The organism is Streptomyces spiramyceticus (genome assembly GCF_028807635.1).
GTDB lineage: Bacteria > Actinomycetota > Actinomycetes > Streptomycetales > Streptomycetaceae > Streptomyces > Streptomyces spiramyceticus.
In genome coordinates this window covers 19,908-33,917 of the sequence record NZ_JARBAX010000001.1, presented here as the reverse complement: position 1 = coordinate 33,917, position 14,010 = coordinate 19,908, and the positions used below count along the sequence as shown (strand labels likewise).

Here is a 14,010-nt window from a genome sequence, read left to right as displayed (position 1 = left end):
TCCCCATTCGGTCCGGTGCCTTCATGGTGCGGCCCGCGATCCGGCCGCGCCTGAGTACGGCTACTCAGGCGGGCGGGGTGGAGGACGCGTTCCGAGCGGAGTACCCCAGCAGTGCGGCAGCGGCGGCCAGCAGCGCCACCGTCGTCAGGGCGACGGGCAGCGAGAACCAGTCGGCGAGGAACCCGATGGCAGGCGGCCCGACGAGCATGCCGCCGTAACCGAGCGTCGACGCCGCGGCCACCCCGCCCGGCCCGGCCAGTGCGCCCGCCCTGGCGACCGCCACAGGGAAGATGTTCGCCAGGCCGAGTCCGGTGACGGCGAAGCCGGACAGCGCGAGCCAGGTCGTGGGCGCGAGCGCGCCGAGCAGCATTCCGGCTGATGCGAGTGATCCGCCCGCCACGAGAGTGCGGGTCTGGCCGAGCCGCTCCAGGAGGGTGGTGCCGCTCAGTCGGCCCGCCGCCATGGCCAGCGCGAAGAGGGAGTAGCCGGCCGCTGCGATGCCGGGGTGGGCGTGGAGGTCCTGCTGGAGATGGAGGGTGCCCCATTCGGCGAGGGCCCCTTCGCCGTACGCCGTGCAGAGGGCGATCACGCCGAACAGCGCGACTGTCTTGCGGGTCCTTCCTGAGAGCGGCCCGCCCTTGGTCGCCGCCTCGGTACGTTCGGGGACGGGCACCCGGTGGCGCAGCAGCGTGGGGCCCGCCGCTGCCGTGACGACGAGCCCGATGCCGGTCAGGGCCAACAGGTGTGTGGTGGCGGACAGTTCGGCCGCGACCAGGCCGCCGAGCCCGGCCCCGGTCATGCCGCCGAAGCTGAAGGCGGCGTGGAAACTCGGCATGACGGGGCGCCGCATGGCCGCGACCAGATCGACCGCGGCACTGTTCATCGCGACGTTGATGCCGCCGTACGCGGCTCCGAAGACCAGCAGCACCAGGCCGAGCGCGAGCGTCGAATGTGTCTGTGCGGGCAGCGCGATGCTCAGCGACAGCAGTACGCCGCAGGCCACGGTCACCGGATGGCTGCCGAAGCGCCGGCAGAGCCGCCCGGTGAGCACCATGGTGATCACCGCGCCGCCGGAGACGCCGAGGAGGGCGAGGCCGAGATCGCTCGCCGAGGCCCCGGTCTGCTCCTTGATGGCCGGGATACGGACCACCCACCCGGCGAAGAGGAAGCCGTCGAGGGCGAAGAACACGGTCAGTGCGGTACGGAGGCGGGACAGGGAGGCTGCGGCGGGGTTTCCGCGCTTGTTCCCCGGGGCGGTCGCGGTTACTTTGTTTAGTAGCGGCACAAACTCACCATAGGGGCCGCGTCCGGATCTGTACAAGCCGACCGGTCACCGGCCCGGAGACGGGAGCCGGACCCGGACGATCTTCTGAGACATGGGAGACTCGCCCCCATGAACGGCAAGGCGACCACCGTCAAAACAAAGCTGGAGAGGGGCCGGAGCGCGCTCGGGCCTGCTCTGGAACTGGTGCATACGGGCCGGGCGCCCACCCGTGCCGTCCTCACGGCGGAGCTCGGCGTCACCAGGGCAACCGCCGGTGCGGTGGCCGCCGAACTGGAAGCCCTCGGACTGATCCAGGTCGACTCCCGGCCGGGAGCGGCGGCCGGTTCGCAGGGCCGTCCTTCGCACCGGCTGGCCGTCAAGGACTCGGGCCCCGTCGTCCTCGCCGCCCAGGTGCACGCCGACGGCTTCCGGGCGGCGCTCGTCGGCCTCGGTGGGCGCATCGTGGCGACCGCACCCGGCTGCCTGACGGTGTCCGCCGACCCGGCGCAGGTGATCGGCGCGGTGGTCGAGGCGGGCGCAGGGCTGCTGCGTGAGACTGGACTGCGCTGCGTGGGCGCGGGCCTCGCCGTGCCGTCGGCGGTCGCGGAACCGGACGGCACCGCCCTCAACCCCCTGCACCTCGCGTGGCCCGCCGGCGCCCCGGTCTGCGACATCTTCGCCGAGCAGGTTCGCGCCGCCGGCCTCGCGGGTCCCGCGTTCACCGGCAACGATGTCAACCTCGCCGCACTCGCCGAGCACCGCCACGGCGCGGGACGCGGCGCCCAGCACCTGCTCTGCGTCGCCACCGGGCACCGCGGCGTCGGCGGCGCGCTGGTCATCGACGGCCGCCTGCACACCGGCAGTTCGGGCCTCGCCCTCGAAGTCGGCCACCTCACGGTCAACCCCGAAGGCCGCCCCTGCTACTGCGGCGGCCGCGGCTGCCTCGACGTTGAGGCCGACCCGCTCGCCTTCCTCACGGCGGCGGGCCGCACCCCGGGACCCGAGGTCTCCCTGCTCCAGCAGTCCCGCGACCTGCTGCGCGAGGAATACGACGACCCGGCGATCCGTACCGCGGCCGAGGAACTGATCGACCGCCTCGGCCTGGGCCTCGCAGGCCTGGTGAACATCCTCAACCCCGACCGCATCATCCTCGGCGGCCTCCACCGCGCACTGCTGGACGCCGACCCGGTGCGGCTGCGCGCCGTCGTGGCGGACCGAAGCCTGTGGGGGAGGAGCGGCGGCGTACCGATTCTGCCGTGCACGCTGGACCACAACAGCCTGGTGGGCGCGGCCGAGTTGGCGTGGCAGCCGGTGCTGGACGACCCGCTGGCCGCACTCGCATGACCGCTGTCGCACCGTCCTCTTCGACCAGCGAGGACGCGGCCGCAGTACACCGCACGCCGGTGACCCCGCGACGGACCTGACCCAACAACGCCACCCACCAATTGATAGGCCGTCCAGCCGCACGTCGGGCGGAAATTTATGTCGTGCTGGATAACCTGCCCACACAAACGTGAAGAAGTGAGTCAGAACAACTAGAAGCGACACGAACAGAATCACAAGACACTAGGGACGTGTTCAGCGGATGCCTGGTTGGTTCTCGGATTTGACGACCTGGGCCCAGGCTGTGGTCTTGGCCGGGGGCTTACTCGCTTTCGGTCTGGGCGGCCTGCTCACGCGCTCCTGGGTTCGTCGGCGGTTCGGCGGTGACCCCGAACACAACGAGCGCGTCACCTTCCTGATCGAGGTCGTGGGGATCTTCTACGCCTTGCTGGTCGGGCTGGTTGCCGTCGGCGCGTACGACCACTATGTGGAGGTCAAGAAGCTGGTCAACCAGGAAGCCTCACAACTCACCAGTGTCTATCGCGCCGGTCAGGCATTTCCCAACAGCCGTCGATGCCGACTCCAGTCGCAGGTACGCAACTATGCCGAGAACGTGATCGACGAGGTCTGGCCGAAGCAGAAGCAGGGCGAGATCGAGGAGGACCAGGGCAGGCTGGACGCCGTGTTCGAGTCGCTCATGTTCTATGAGCCTCAAAACGACCAGGAGTCGAATGCCCAGTCTGCCACCGTCGACGCCTTCAACGAATACAACAACCTTCGTCGCGAGCGGCAGGGGGAGGTGGAGATCGGGTTGCTGCCCGAGCTCTACATCGTCCTCTTTCTCGGCGCGGTCGTGACCATCGGGGTGAGCTGGGCGCTCGTCGGCGTCAGGCTGATCGACCATTTGGCTCTCACCGGCCTCCTCTCGCTCTTCATCGGCCTCTTCCTGGCCCTGATCGTCGCGCTGGACCACCCCCTCCAGGACAGCAACTCGATCGAGCCGAAACCCTGGAAGGTCGCGCTCGCCAAAGGCATGGGGGTTCCCTCTGATGGCGAGAAGCAGGTCGCCACTTACTTCGGAAAGTCGACCGCGCAGAGGGTCCCGGGCTGCCTCCTGGACGTGTCCGACTACGTTTCGTTCGCGAGCTCGGACCAGCTCCCGGAATGAGGAGAGAGGTGAGGTACTGATGCTGGAAATGCGCTGTGGGCGGCTGACACGTGTCGCGTTGCTGGGAGCCTCGATCGCCTCGCTCGCACTCGGCGCGGCCGCCTGCGCCGGCGATACCGGGGATACCGGGGACGAGGAAGGCACGACGATCACGGTGACAGCCGTCGACTTCATGCGGGACATGGAGAAACTCGTCGACGACTTCGAGCAGGAACACCCGGACACGAAGGTGAACCTCGTGTTCCTCCCCGAGAACGAGCTGCGGGACCGGGTACCGGAGGACATCGCCACCGAGACCGGCCATTACGACGTCGTCACCATCGGCCCGTACGAGGCGCCGATCTACGCCTCACGGGGGTGGCTGACCCCACTCGATGCCTACGCTGGCCGGGGCGACTACGACATAGAGGATTTCATCCCCACGGTGCGCAAGGCGCTGTCGTACAACGATGGCTTGTACGCGGTGCCGTACTACGGCGAGTCGTCCTTCCTGATGTACCGCAGGGACCTGTTCGCGAAGGCCGGGCTGACCATGCCGGCCCACCCGAGCTGGCAGCAGGTCGCCCAACTGGCGGCGAAGCTTCACGACCCCAAGAACGGCGTCGCCGGGATCTGTCTGCGCGGCGGTCCCGGCTGGGGGAACGTGCTGGCCCCGCTGAACACGGTGATCCTCACCTTCGGAGGTCGCTGGTACGACGAGAACTGGAACCCCCAGCTCACCTCCCCCGAAACGAAGAAGGCGGTGCGGTTCTACGCGGACCTGGTCCGCCGGCACGGCGAGCCCCGGGCCGCCGAGGCCGGGCCCGCCGAGTGCCTGGCGACGATGCGGCAGGGCAAGGCGGCCATGTGGTACGACAGCACGGTCTTCGCCAGCACCCTTGAGGACCCGAAGGAAAGCAAGGTCGCCGGCAGGCTCGGCTACGCCCCCGCCCCGGTGGTGAACACGGAAAGTTCGGGATGGCTGTGGGCCTGGTCGCTGGCGATCCCGGCCACGGCGAAGGATCCGGAGGCCGCGTGGGAGTTCGCCTCCTGGGCCACGGCCAAGGGCTACTTGAAGCAATACGGCGAGAAGCTCGGCTGGGTTCGCGTGCCACCTGGCGGCCGGCTGTCCACGTACAGGCTTCCGGAGTACATGGAGGCCGCCAAGGCGTTCGCCGAACCGACGCTGGACGCGATCGAGACCGCGAACCCCAAGCAGCCCGGGATGCACGAGCAGCCGTGGGCCGGGGTGCACTACGTCGGCATCCCGGAGTTCGCGGACCTCGGCGACCGGGTGTCGGAGGAGATCTCCGCGGCGATCGCCGGCCGGCAGCCAGTCGATGAGGCGCTGGCCAAGGCCCAGCTCTTCGCGAAGGACGTGGTCGAGGGCGGCGGCTACCGGGACTAGGGCGTGTCCGGCGGATCAGGCCTGGGCCGCGGGGCTTGGCATGGCAAGGGCGACACCGAAGTCCGGGCCCTGGACGGGGTGAGCGTCGGTTTTCCGGCCGGGCGGTTCACCGCCATCATGGGGCCCTCCGGGTCCGGCAAGTCCACGCTGATGCACTGCGCTGCCGGGCTCGACACGCTCAACCGCTTCGCACGTTCCTGAACGCTGGAGCCTGAGCGCCGGAAGCGACGGCGCCAACCAGCTGCCCACGGACGGCGTAAACGGTGTCGTTCGACTAACTGCGCGCGAACCACTCGCGGTCGATGATGCCGTGGACGATGGAGTCTCGCCACTGGCCGCGCTTTTTGATGTGCTCGCGGATGCGCCCCTCCTCAACCATCCCGGCTGCCTCCATGGTGCGCGCGGATGCGCCGTTGATTGGCGAGCGGGCTCCCCACACGCGGTGTAGGCCCAGCTCGTCGAATCCGACGTCGAGCAGGAGCCGGACAGTTTCGGTGCCGTAGCCGACACCCCAGGCATCTGGGCGCAGGGCGAAGCCCATGGTGGCGCCACCGGTCTGGTGCGGGTCGAGGGCGAGGCGGCCGAATCCGATCAGTCGGCCACCTTCGCGCTCGACTACCGCGAGCGCGTACTCCTGCCGGGGCTCGGCAGTGGCGAATGCCATGGATCGGGCGACGATCTGAGCCACCTCCTCCTGCGTTCGCGGGTCGAAGGAGAGATGCTCGGTGGCTCTCTCATCACCGTAGATCGCGAAGACGTCGTTGGCGTCGGAGGTCTGGAGCTCCCGGACCTCAAGGCGCTCGCTGCGGCGGCTGATCGGATGCATGTCTGGACTCTACTCAAGCAGGTCAGTGCGGAAGAGCGAGCCTGCTGGGCGAGAACTGGGCGATCTCTTCGCGCAGTTCTTTGGCAATAGTCGCCGTACGAACTGGTCCGCGCGTCAAGGCCGTTGGGACGCGCTTGAACGTGACCACGACATGGGCTGAACTGCAAGGTGGAGGATCTGGCGCTCCGCATGCTCTTGTGCTGTAGTCCATGCCGACCGCGGCATACCGCCAGTACTGGCGCTCAATCAGACCGCCCAGGCTACAGGGGCCTTGGCGAGGAAGCTGAGCTCAGCAGAGAGCCAGGCCAAGAGTACGCACGCCTGCTCGCTCCGAGCTCAAATCCGCTCCTGACTCCTCAGTACGAAGTACTGGCACGACCAGTCGCTGAGGCTCAATGGCGGGCGATTTGACCACCCAGGGCCTTTGTCGAGGCGTATTTTTGGGCGATACCGGGCGCAACCCACTTTGATGTGCCAAGCTAAGAGTAACAGTACTTCTACGCTCGCGGAGTGAAAATTGACTACTGAAATGCATGTCTCAATTACCCCCAGAGGTATGAGCGTACAGGAGGCGTATCGGCTATTTAGGGACGACGCGCTTCTCGTTAATCGGCGCTACCAGCGCAAGCTTGTTTGGTCCGTGTCTGAAAAGCAGTTGCTAATTGACAGCATTCTGGATGGCTATCCAATTCCCCTAATCCTGCTTGCTGAGCGGCCGGAGATTCACGGAACGGGAAAATATGAAATTATCGATGGAATGCAGCGCCTTGATGCGATCTTCTCGTTCATTGAGCAGAAATTTGACTATAGGGGAATGAATTTCGACCTAGGCCAGAGCGCTAGGGCCCGTCAAGCTGCAGATGCGAAGGCTTTCGAGCCTGTGGAAACCCTCGTCACGCTTCCTGCGGATAAATGTGCCAACCTCCTCGATTATCAGTTGGCTGTCACGATTTTCCCCACCCAAACCGAGCAGCAAATCACTGATGTCTTCAGTCGAATTAATTCGAATGGCCGTCAGTTGAGTGCGCAAGAGAAGCGTCAAGCTGGCATGCTTAATCCATTTTCGGAACTTGTACGAACGGTTGCAAGCGCCCTCCGCGGCGATGTTTCCGATGACGTTCTACTTCTACACGACATGCCGAGCATTTCTGTTGAGTCGGCTCGCGAAAGACAACAATATGGAGTGCGTGCCGAGGATACGTTGTGGATTCGGCACGGCATCCTCAATGTGAAGCAACTACGTGAAGGCGACGACGAGCAAATGGTTGCTGATATTGCCGCCTCCATTCTCCTGGGAAGCCCGTTTCCTGCCAGTAAGGAGGAATTTGACGAAATCTACGAAGAGGCCAGTGAAAAACATAAGCGTGTCGAAAGGAGTCTTTCCGCATACGGCGTGAGGCGACTTCAGGAGGAGATCCAGTCGACTTTCTCTGTGCTGGCTGAGGTAGTGGATGATCAGCTTCCAGCGCCTAACGGTCTAAGGAACCTGGTGCGCCCGAGTACCGGAAACCCAATTCGGACGCCATTCTATGCAATCTTTATGTCATTCTTTGAGTTGATCGTGCGTCAGCAAAAGTCTCCGGACGATTATGCTGCGATTGTGTCGGCGCTGAAAAATGTCGGCACGCGTCTCAAAAGTGCCCGCCACTACACATCGGCTGATGATCGCGTATCCAACATCGATACGATTACGGGCCTGGCTCAGCGGCACTTCGTATCGAGGGTTCCACCCGTGTTTGGCCACGGTCCGGGACTTGCGCTCGACTTTGAAAACTCCTTGCGAAGGTCGAGGATCGAGACGAGTCGATACGAGTTCAAGCAGGGACTTCTGCGTCTTGATGGTCAGAGGTCGTGGGACGACGCCATTTGTGCCCGCTTGGCGGAGACAATTTGCGGGATCGCGAACATGAAGCCCGGCGTGGAAGGATATCTCTTCATTGGGGTTGCGGATAAGGAGCCGGATGCTTCTAGGATCCACAGCCTTGACTCCGTTGTTCCGATCAAGGTCGGACAGCATCATGTGGTCGGCGTTGACAGGGAGGCGAGAGTGCGAGGGATTTCCCTGGATAACTATGTCCAGAGGTTTGTGAGTAGAATTTCTCAGCAGCCGATTAGTGAACCACTGGCGACGCAGATCCTTTCCGGAATCGACACCATCGAGTACAAAGGGCTCTCGGTGATTAGGGTCTTGGTCCCAGGGCAAAATGACCTATCGTATTGTGGTGATCGTGTTTTTGTGAGACGAGGTTCCTCCACTGAGGAAATTAGCGACCTAAAGAAAGTTGCGGCGCTCGGGAAAATGTTCGGGTGATGGTTTTGTTGCCGCCCGCACACCGGATCGCCGAACGGACGGTCAGCAGCAACGGCGGATCCGTCCTAGCCGAGCTACACGTCCCACTCGGCCCGGCATCTGCCACCAGGTGGTCGCCCGCCCACCTGGACACCGACACGATCCGGTCTTTCACGGCGGAGGTGGTCGCGCGTAAGTCGGTGAATACACCCACCAGAAGATCGTCTAGGACAGACGTCGGACATCACTCACGCTGAATCGTCAACCATCACCTGAGACTCGACAGGCCCGTGCCCGTCTTTCCCTTGGCGTTCCCCTGGTAGTGACAGGGCGCCTACGAGTGCCTCGGTGACCCCTCACGATGTTGACGGGCAGCAGGCCGAGGCGACGTACGGCTAGCCGGAATGCGTGACCGCGGGTCGGGCGTGCCGGTACTTGTGCTCAGGATCACCCGGCCGTGTCGGGCATTCTTCGAATGCGTTGGTCGCCTCCTCGGCTGCCTTGCGGCCGTCGTGCCACTGTTGCATGTCCGACGCTGCCCCTCTTGGGCGGTCATTGGTGCTACAGCGTTCGGTGGGGGTGGTTGCGAATCTCCACGCACGCGTCCGTCGCGGTCGAATAGTCGCCGCAGTCTCTGGCCGCTTGTCGTTGTCTGGCGAGGGCTTCGCACACTCCGCAGCCCTTGGCCGGACGTGGGAGCGGCGGCGGGAGCGGCAGGTGTACGGGCTGGTCCATGGTGGTCTTCGGGCGGTTCATGCCTCTGAGGGTGCTCAACCCGAGTGGACGTATCTCGCCCCAAGACAAGGACAGTTGGGCCGGATGCGGCTACGGTCCAAGAAGGCCCAAACGTCGCTGGGGGAAGTCTTGAACGTGGCTCTACGATCAGCTATGGCTGACGCGAAGCTTTCGCCCCGAAGGCTGGCTGCCCGGATCGGGGTGTCGCCCAAGACGGTAGAGCGATGGCTGGCCGACGCCGAGTTGGTACCCCACGCAAGAAACCGTGTCGACGCCTGCCGGGCGCTGAAGGTGGACGAAGAGATGATTTGGCCGAAGGCTGTACAGGACCGAGTGAAGTCGGGCCATGACCGTGAACTGGTCCACGCCTATCCATACCGGTCGGCTTGCCCGTCCACCGTGTGGGGTGAGTTGGTCGAGCAGGCCGACGACCAGATCTTCCTGGCCGGGTACACGAACTATTTCCTCTGGCTGGAGCAGCCTGCCTTCGCCGCCACCCTCCGCAGGAAGATCCAGTCGGGGTGCCGGGTGCGTTTCCTGCTGGGTGACCCTGATGGGGAGGTGACTCGTCAGCGGGAAGCGATCGAGGACGTGGCTCTCAGCGTGTCCACACGTATAAAGATCACCTTGGAGCACTTGGAACGCCTAGGTGCACAGGACGGCTTGGAGGCTCGTCTGAGCAGCGCGGAGGACGCGGCCAATCATGTCTCCCTGTCCGTGTTCAGGTTTGACCATGACGCCCTTGTGACACCGCACCTTGCTCGACTGGTCGGCCACGATTCGCCGCTTCTGCACCTGCGCCGCCAGGGCGAGGACGGAATGTTCGACCGATTCGCTGAACACGCGGAGGAACTCTGGGGCCGGGCGACGACCATCGCGTCGTGAGGTTCCCCTCAGCATCTGCGATGGCGTGAGCCCCCGTCGGCCGCCTTGCCGCTTCCGCCGTGCTGATTGGCCCTGCGGCGGCTCGCCCTCCGGTGCGGAGCTGGTGTGCGATGCCTGCCACAGTCTGGACAACGAAGAAGCCCCGGGCCGCTGGCCTGGGGCTTCTGCTCGGAGCAGGCGACGAGGATCGAACTCGCACTCTGAGCTGCGGAAGCTGCGCCCCGGAAGCAGTCGCGCACGCCTCGCCTACTCCCTCCGTGGTACGCGCACTGCCGCTGGCCGTACGACGACCCGGCCCCCCTCCCCGCGCCACTCTCGGTAGCGACAAGGAAGCAAGGAAGCACGCAGATCGCACCGAGGAGCTGACCTACATGAACACCCTCGCGCACGAAGGACCCGGCCCGTGGATCCTTCTCTTTCCGCTCATCTGGGCGGCCGTCGTCGTCGGCGTCATCACCGTGCTGCGTCGTACCGTGTGGCGTGGGCGCCGTGGGCCCTGGCGGGCAGATGCCGGCCGTGGCCCGCACAGTGAGAGCTCGCCGATCGCCATGCTCGGGCGCCGCTTCGCCTCCGGGGAGATCGACGAGGAGGAGTACTGGCGTCGGCTCTCCGTACTGGACGAGCAGTTCGGCCGTACGGCGAAGGGCGGTGCGGCGTGACCGCCACGGCCATCGGTACCAGTACCGACACCGCCGCCCGCGTCGTCGACGCCGTCAAGGTCTACGGCAAGGGCGACACCGAAGTCAGGGCCCTGGACGGGGTGAGCGTCGGCTTTCCGGCCGGGCGGTTCACCGCCATCATGGGGCCCTCCGGGTCCGGCAAGTCCACGCTGATGCACTGCGCTGCCGGGCTCGACACGCTCACCTCGGGGTCCGCCTTCATCGGGCCCACTGACCTCAGTGCGCTCGACGACCGCAGGCTCACTCTGCTGCGCCGCGAGCGCATCGGGTTCGTCTTTCAGGCGTTCAACCTGATCCCCACCCTGACCGTCGCCGAGAACATCACGCTGCCCATGGACCTCGCGGGAGCCCGCGCCGACCAGGAGTGGACCGACGCGCTCGTGGATGTCGTCGGGCTGCGCGACCGCCTGCACCACCGGCCGAGCGAGCTCTCCGGCGGCCAGCAGCAACGCGTCGCAGTGGCCCGCGCGTTCGCCGGCCGCCCCGACGTCGTCTTCGCCGACGAGCCGACCGGCAACCTCGACTCGCGGTCCGGTGAGGAGGTGCTGCGCCTCCTCGGCCGGGCGGTGCGCCAGATGGACCGTACGGTCGTCATGGTCACCCACGACCCCGTCGCCGCCGCCCACGCCGACGAGGTCGTCTTTCTCGCCGACGGGCGTCTCGTCGACCGGATGGAATCGCCCACCGCCGAACGCGTACTCGACCGCCTCAAGGCCTTCGACGTCAGGGGGGTGACGACATGAGTTCCGTCAGTACGTCCGTACGGCTGAGCATGTCTTCCCTGCGCGGCCACAAGCGGCGCTTCGCCGGTACGTTCACCGCCGTGCTGCTCGGTGTCGCCTTCCTCGCGGGCACGCTCGTCATGGGCGACACCCTGCGCGGCAGCTTCGACTCGATGTTCGGCAACGCCACCGGCGGTACGGACGCGGTCGTCCGCAGCTCCAACGTCGTCGGAGAGGGCCAGGGGACGCGGCAGCCTGTCCCCACCTCGCTCGTCAAGACTGTCAAGGAAGCTCCGGGCGCCGCGGCCGCCGTACCCAGCATCCAGGGCGCGGGCCAGCTCATCGGCTCCGACGGCGAGCCCGTCGGCGGCGAGGGCCCGCCCACCACCGCCGGCAACTGGATCGACGACCCCGAGCTCAACCCGTACGAACTCGCCGAAGGGCGCGCACCCAGTGCGACCGGCGAGGTCGTCGTCAACCGGGGAGCGGCCGAGGACGGCGGTCTCAAGGTCGGTGACACGACCGTGCTGCGCACCCCCGACCCGGTGCGCGTGACGGTCGTCGGCCTGGCCACGTTCGGCGGCGAGGACGGCATGGGCGAGGTCACCTTCACCGGGATGACGCGCGCCGACGCGGAGAAGTACCTCACGCCGAAGCCGGGCGAGGCGTCGAGCATTCAGGTACGGGCAGGGCCCGGGACCAGTCAGCAGGAGCTCGTGGACGCGCTGGCTCCCGTACTGCCGGAGGGGGTTGAGGCGATCACTGGCGAGCAGTCGACCGCGGAGAACCAGGACGCCATCTCCGGTCAGTTCCTGAGCCTCTTCACCACCCTGCTGCTCGTCTTCTCCGGCATCGTGCTGCTGGTCGCGACCTTCTCCATCCACAACACCTTCGCGATCGTCGTCGCCCAGCGCACCCGCGAGAACGCCCTGCTGCGCGCCCTCGGCGCCTCCCGCCGCCAAGTCGTCGGCTCGACACTCGCCGAGGCGACCGTCGTCGCGGTGATCGCATCCGCGGCCGGGCTGCTCGGCGGCATCGGCATCGCCGCCGGCCTCCAGGCACTCTTCCCCGCCATCGGATTCCCCTTCCCCGAGGGCGACTTGGTGGTCAGCGGCGTCTCGATGCTGCTGCCGCTCGTCGTGGGCGTCCTCGTATGCCTCGGCTCCGCACTGCTGCCCGCCGTCCGGGCCGGACGCACCGCACCGCTCGCCGCGCTGCGCGAAACCGCCGTCGACGACTCCGGCGCGTCCAGGTCGCGTGGCGTCGCCGGTACGGGCCTGGGCCTGGCCGGGGTCGGCATCATCCTCGTCGGGGTGCTGGTCAGCCCGTCCGTGTGGCTTGCGGGGGCCGGCGCGGTGCTGGCGCTCGTCGCCTTCGTGATCCTCGGACCGGTCGCAGCGTCGTACGCCGTACGGGTGCTCGGCGGCCCGCTCGACCGGCTGCGCGGCGTCACCGGCGGCCTGGCCAGGCGCAACGCGCTGCGCAGCCCGAAGCGCACCGCGGCGACCGCCACCGCGCTGATGATCGGCGTCGCCGTCGTGTCCCTGTTCACGGTCTTCGGCGCCTCGCTGAAGGCGACGATGGACCAGACGGTGGCCCGCTCCTTCGCGGGCGATGTCGCGATCAGCGCACCGGCGTTCGGCGCGGGCGGCAGCGGGCTCAGCCCGAAGCTCGGTCCCGCGATCGCGGAGCTGCCCGAGGTGGCGGCCACGGTCGCACTCGGCCAGGGCGTGGCGGACGTCGACGGCGGGGGACGGCAGTTGACCGTCACCGACCCGGCCGCGCTCGGCAAGGGCTTCGACCTCGGCACGGTCGAAGGATCGCTCGACGCCCTCGGTGCGGACGGCCTCGCCGTATCGCAGTCCGAGGCCGACAAGAAGGGGTGGCGGCCGGGCAGCACCACCGAACTCGCCTTCACGGACGGCCGGAAACAGACCTTCACGGTCCGCGCCGTCTTCGAGCGGTCCGAGCTGCCGGGCGACTACGTCATCAGCCGCGAAGCCTGGGCCCCGCACCGCGGACAGGACTCCGACACCCTCGTCGCCGTCACGTTCAAGGACGGCGTGACGGACGCGGACGGCACGGCAGCGGTCGAGAAGACGGCGGCGGCCTACGGCGACCCCGAGGTGCAGACCCGCGACGAGTACGCACAGTCCGCAGCCGGCGCCATCGACATGATGCTGACGCTGATCTACGCACTGCTGGCCCTCGCGGTCCTGATCGCGCTGCTCGGCATTGCCAACACCCTCACCCTCGCGATCCACGAACGGACCAGGGAACTCGGCCTGCTGCGCGCGGTCGGCCAGACCAGGTCGCAGCTGCGCGCCATGGTCCGCTGGGAGTCGGTGCTGGTCGCCGCCTTCGGTACGGCGGGCGGTCTGGCACTCGGAGCCTTCCTCGGCTGGGTGCTGGTGAAGGCGTCCGAGGGCGCGGGCGACACTGCCTTCGCGTTCGCGCTGCCACTGCTCCAGCTGGCGGTGGTCGCGCTGGTCGGACTGACCGCCGGCGCCCTGGCGGGCTGGCGCCCGGCCCGCAGGGCGGCACGCCTGGACGTACTGCGCGCGATCGCCACGGAGTGACGGCCGGGGGCGCCGACCCGGTGAACGCCGGGGTGCGGTCCGCGTGCCCGTCATGGCGGGTAGCGCGGACCCACCCCGGTGAAGGCCGGTAGCGCGGACCCACCCCGGTGAAGGCCGGTGGTCGGGCCGCGCCAGGTTGAGGCCGGTGGCG

General features: G+C 67.0%; 11 protein-coding genes and 1 pseudogene. 9 read left to right on the top strand and 3 right to left on the bottom strand.

Going from position 1 to position 14,010, the window contains the following annotated elements; genetic code table 11:
• Nucleotides 1-64: 64 nt before the first annotated feature.
• Entirely contained in the window at nucleotides 65-1,285 is a 1,221-nt protein-coding gene (locus PXH83_RS00150; RefSeq protein ID WP_274555245.1) for an MFS transporter, read from the bottom strand.
• A 108-nt stretch (nucleotides 1,286-1,393) separates the two neighbouring features.
• Here PXH83_RS00150 and PXH83_RS00145 point away from each other — a divergent pair, with 108 nt between their 5' ends.
• The 4 genes and pseudogenes from PXH83_RS00145 to PXH83_RS00130 form a co-directional block, all read left to right on the top strand.
• A complete protein-coding gene (locus tag PXH83_RS00145) occupies nucleotides 1,394-2,608 on the top strand; it encodes an ROK family protein (RefSeq protein ID WP_274555243.1) in 1,215 nt (404 codons plus the stop codon).
• A 289-nt stretch (nucleotides 2,609-2,897) separates the two neighbouring features.
• Nucleotides 2,898-3,755, top strand: a complete 858-nt coding sequence (locus PXH83_RS00140; RefSeq protein WP_274555240.1) for a bestrophin-like domain — start codon at nucleotides 2,898-2,900, stop codon at nucleotides 3,753-3,755.
• Nucleotides 3,756-3,774: 19 nt separating this feature from the next.
• Nucleotides 3,775-5,142, top strand: coding sequence for an ABC transporter substrate-binding protein (locus tag PXH83_RS00135; protein ID WP_274555238.1), 1,368 nt, complete (start codon nucleotides 3,775-3,777; stop codon nucleotides 5,140-5,142).
• 3 nt (nucleotides 5,143-5,145) lie between these two features.
• A pseudogene (locus PXH83_RS00130) lies at nucleotides 5,146-5,322 on the top strand (ATP-binding cassette domain-containing protein); the annotation flags it as partial.
• 94 nt (nucleotides 5,323-5,416) lie between these two features.
• Here PXH83_RS00130 and PXH83_RS00125 read toward each other — a convergent pair.
• A complete protein-coding gene (locus tag PXH83_RS00125; RefSeq protein ID WP_274555236.1) occupies nucleotides 5,417-5,968 on the bottom strand; it encodes a GNAT family N-acetyltransferase in 552 nt (183 codons plus the stop codon).
• 556 nt (nucleotides 5,969-6,524) lie between these two features.
• On the opposite strand from PXH83_RS00125, the gene PXH83_RS00120 reads away from it, so the two are divergent.
• Complete coding sequence (locus tag PXH83_RS00120) at nucleotides 6,525-8,279, top strand: GmrSD restriction endonuclease domain-containing protein (protein WP_274555234.1); 1,755 nt, start codon at nucleotides 6,525-6,527, stop codon at nucleotides 8,277-8,279.
• Between the two features lie 540 nt (nucleotides 8,280-8,819).
• Here PXH83_RS00120 and PXH83_RS00115 read toward each other — a convergent pair.
• The gene (locus PXH83_RS00115) at nucleotides 8,820-9,014 is read right to left on the bottom strand and encodes a hypothetical protein (RefSeq protein WP_274555232.1); all 195 of its coding nucleotides are present in this window, start codon (nucleotides 9,012-9,014) and stop codon (nucleotides 8,820-8,822) included.
• A gap of 132 nt (nucleotides 9,015-9,146) precedes the next feature.
• Between PXH83_RS00115 and PXH83_RS00110 the strand changes: the two genes are divergently transcribed.
• The 4 genes from PXH83_RS00110 to PXH83_RS00095 all read left to right on the top strand — a co-directional run bounded on the left by PXH83_RS00110 (nucleotide 9,147) and on the right by PXH83_RS00095 (nucleotide 13,859).
• Entirely contained in the window at nucleotides 9,147-9,878 is a 732-nt protein-coding gene (locus PXH83_RS00110) for an XRE family transcriptional regulator (RefSeq protein ID WP_338054691.1), read from the top strand.
• A gap of 371 nt (nucleotides 9,879-10,249) precedes the next feature.
• Nucleotides 10,250-10,537, top strand: a complete 288-nt coding sequence (locus PXH83_RS00105) for an SHOCT domain-containing protein (RefSeq protein WP_274555228.1) — start codon at nucleotides 10,250-10,252, stop codon at nucleotides 10,535-10,537.
• The gene (locus PXH83_RS00100) at nucleotides 10,534-11,301 is read left to right on the top strand and encodes an ABC transporter ATP-binding protein (RefSeq protein WP_274555226.1); all 768 of its coding nucleotides are present in this window, start codon (nucleotides 10,534-10,536) and stop codon (nucleotides 11,299-11,301) included. The genes PXH83_RS00105 and PXH83_RS00100 overlap by 4 nt, the downstream gene beginning before the upstream one ends.
• Entirely contained in the window at nucleotides 11,298-13,859 is a 2,562-nt protein-coding gene (locus PXH83_RS00095) for an ABC transporter permease (protein ID WP_274555224.1), read from the top strand. Before PXH83_RS00100 ends, PXH83_RS00095 begins: the two co-directional genes overlap by 4 nt.
• Nucleotides 13,860-14,010: the final 151 nt, after the last annotated feature.

Bases quoted from the DNA above. Each gene is read 5' to 3' on its own strand.
- PXH83_RS00120 (WP_274555234.1), top strand. From the start codon at position 6,525: ATGAGCGTACAGGAGGCGTATCGGCTATTTAGGGACGACGCGCTTCTC.
- PXH83_RS00125 (WP_274555236.1), bottom strand. From the start codon at position 5,968: ATGCATCCGATCAGCCGCCGCAGCGAGCGCCTTGAGGTCCGGGAGCTC.
- PXH83_RS00105 (WP_274555228.1), top strand. From the start codon at position 10,250: ATGAACACCCTCGCGCACGAAGGACCCGGCCCGTGGATCCTTCTCTTT.
- PXH83_RS00115 (WP_274555232.1), bottom strand. From the start codon at position 9,014: ATGAACCGCCCGAAGACCACCATGGACCAGCCCGTACACCTGCCGCTC.
- PXH83_RS00135 (WP_274555238.1), top strand. From the start codon at position 3,775: ATGCTGGAAATGCGCTGTGGGCGGCTGACACGTGTCGCGTTGCTGGGA.
- PXH83_RS00110 (WP_338054691.1), top strand. From the start codon at position 9,147: ATGGCTGACGCGAAGCTTTCGCCCCGAAGGCTGGCTGCCCGGATCGGG.
- PXH83_RS00145 (WP_274555243.1), top strand. From the start codon at position 1,394: ATGAACGGCAAGGCGACCACCGTCAAAACAAAGCTGGAGAGGGGCCGG.
- PXH83_RS00095 (WP_274555224.1), top strand. From the start codon at position 11,298: ATGAGTTCCGTCAGTACGTCCGTACGGCTGAGCATGTCTTCCCTGCGC.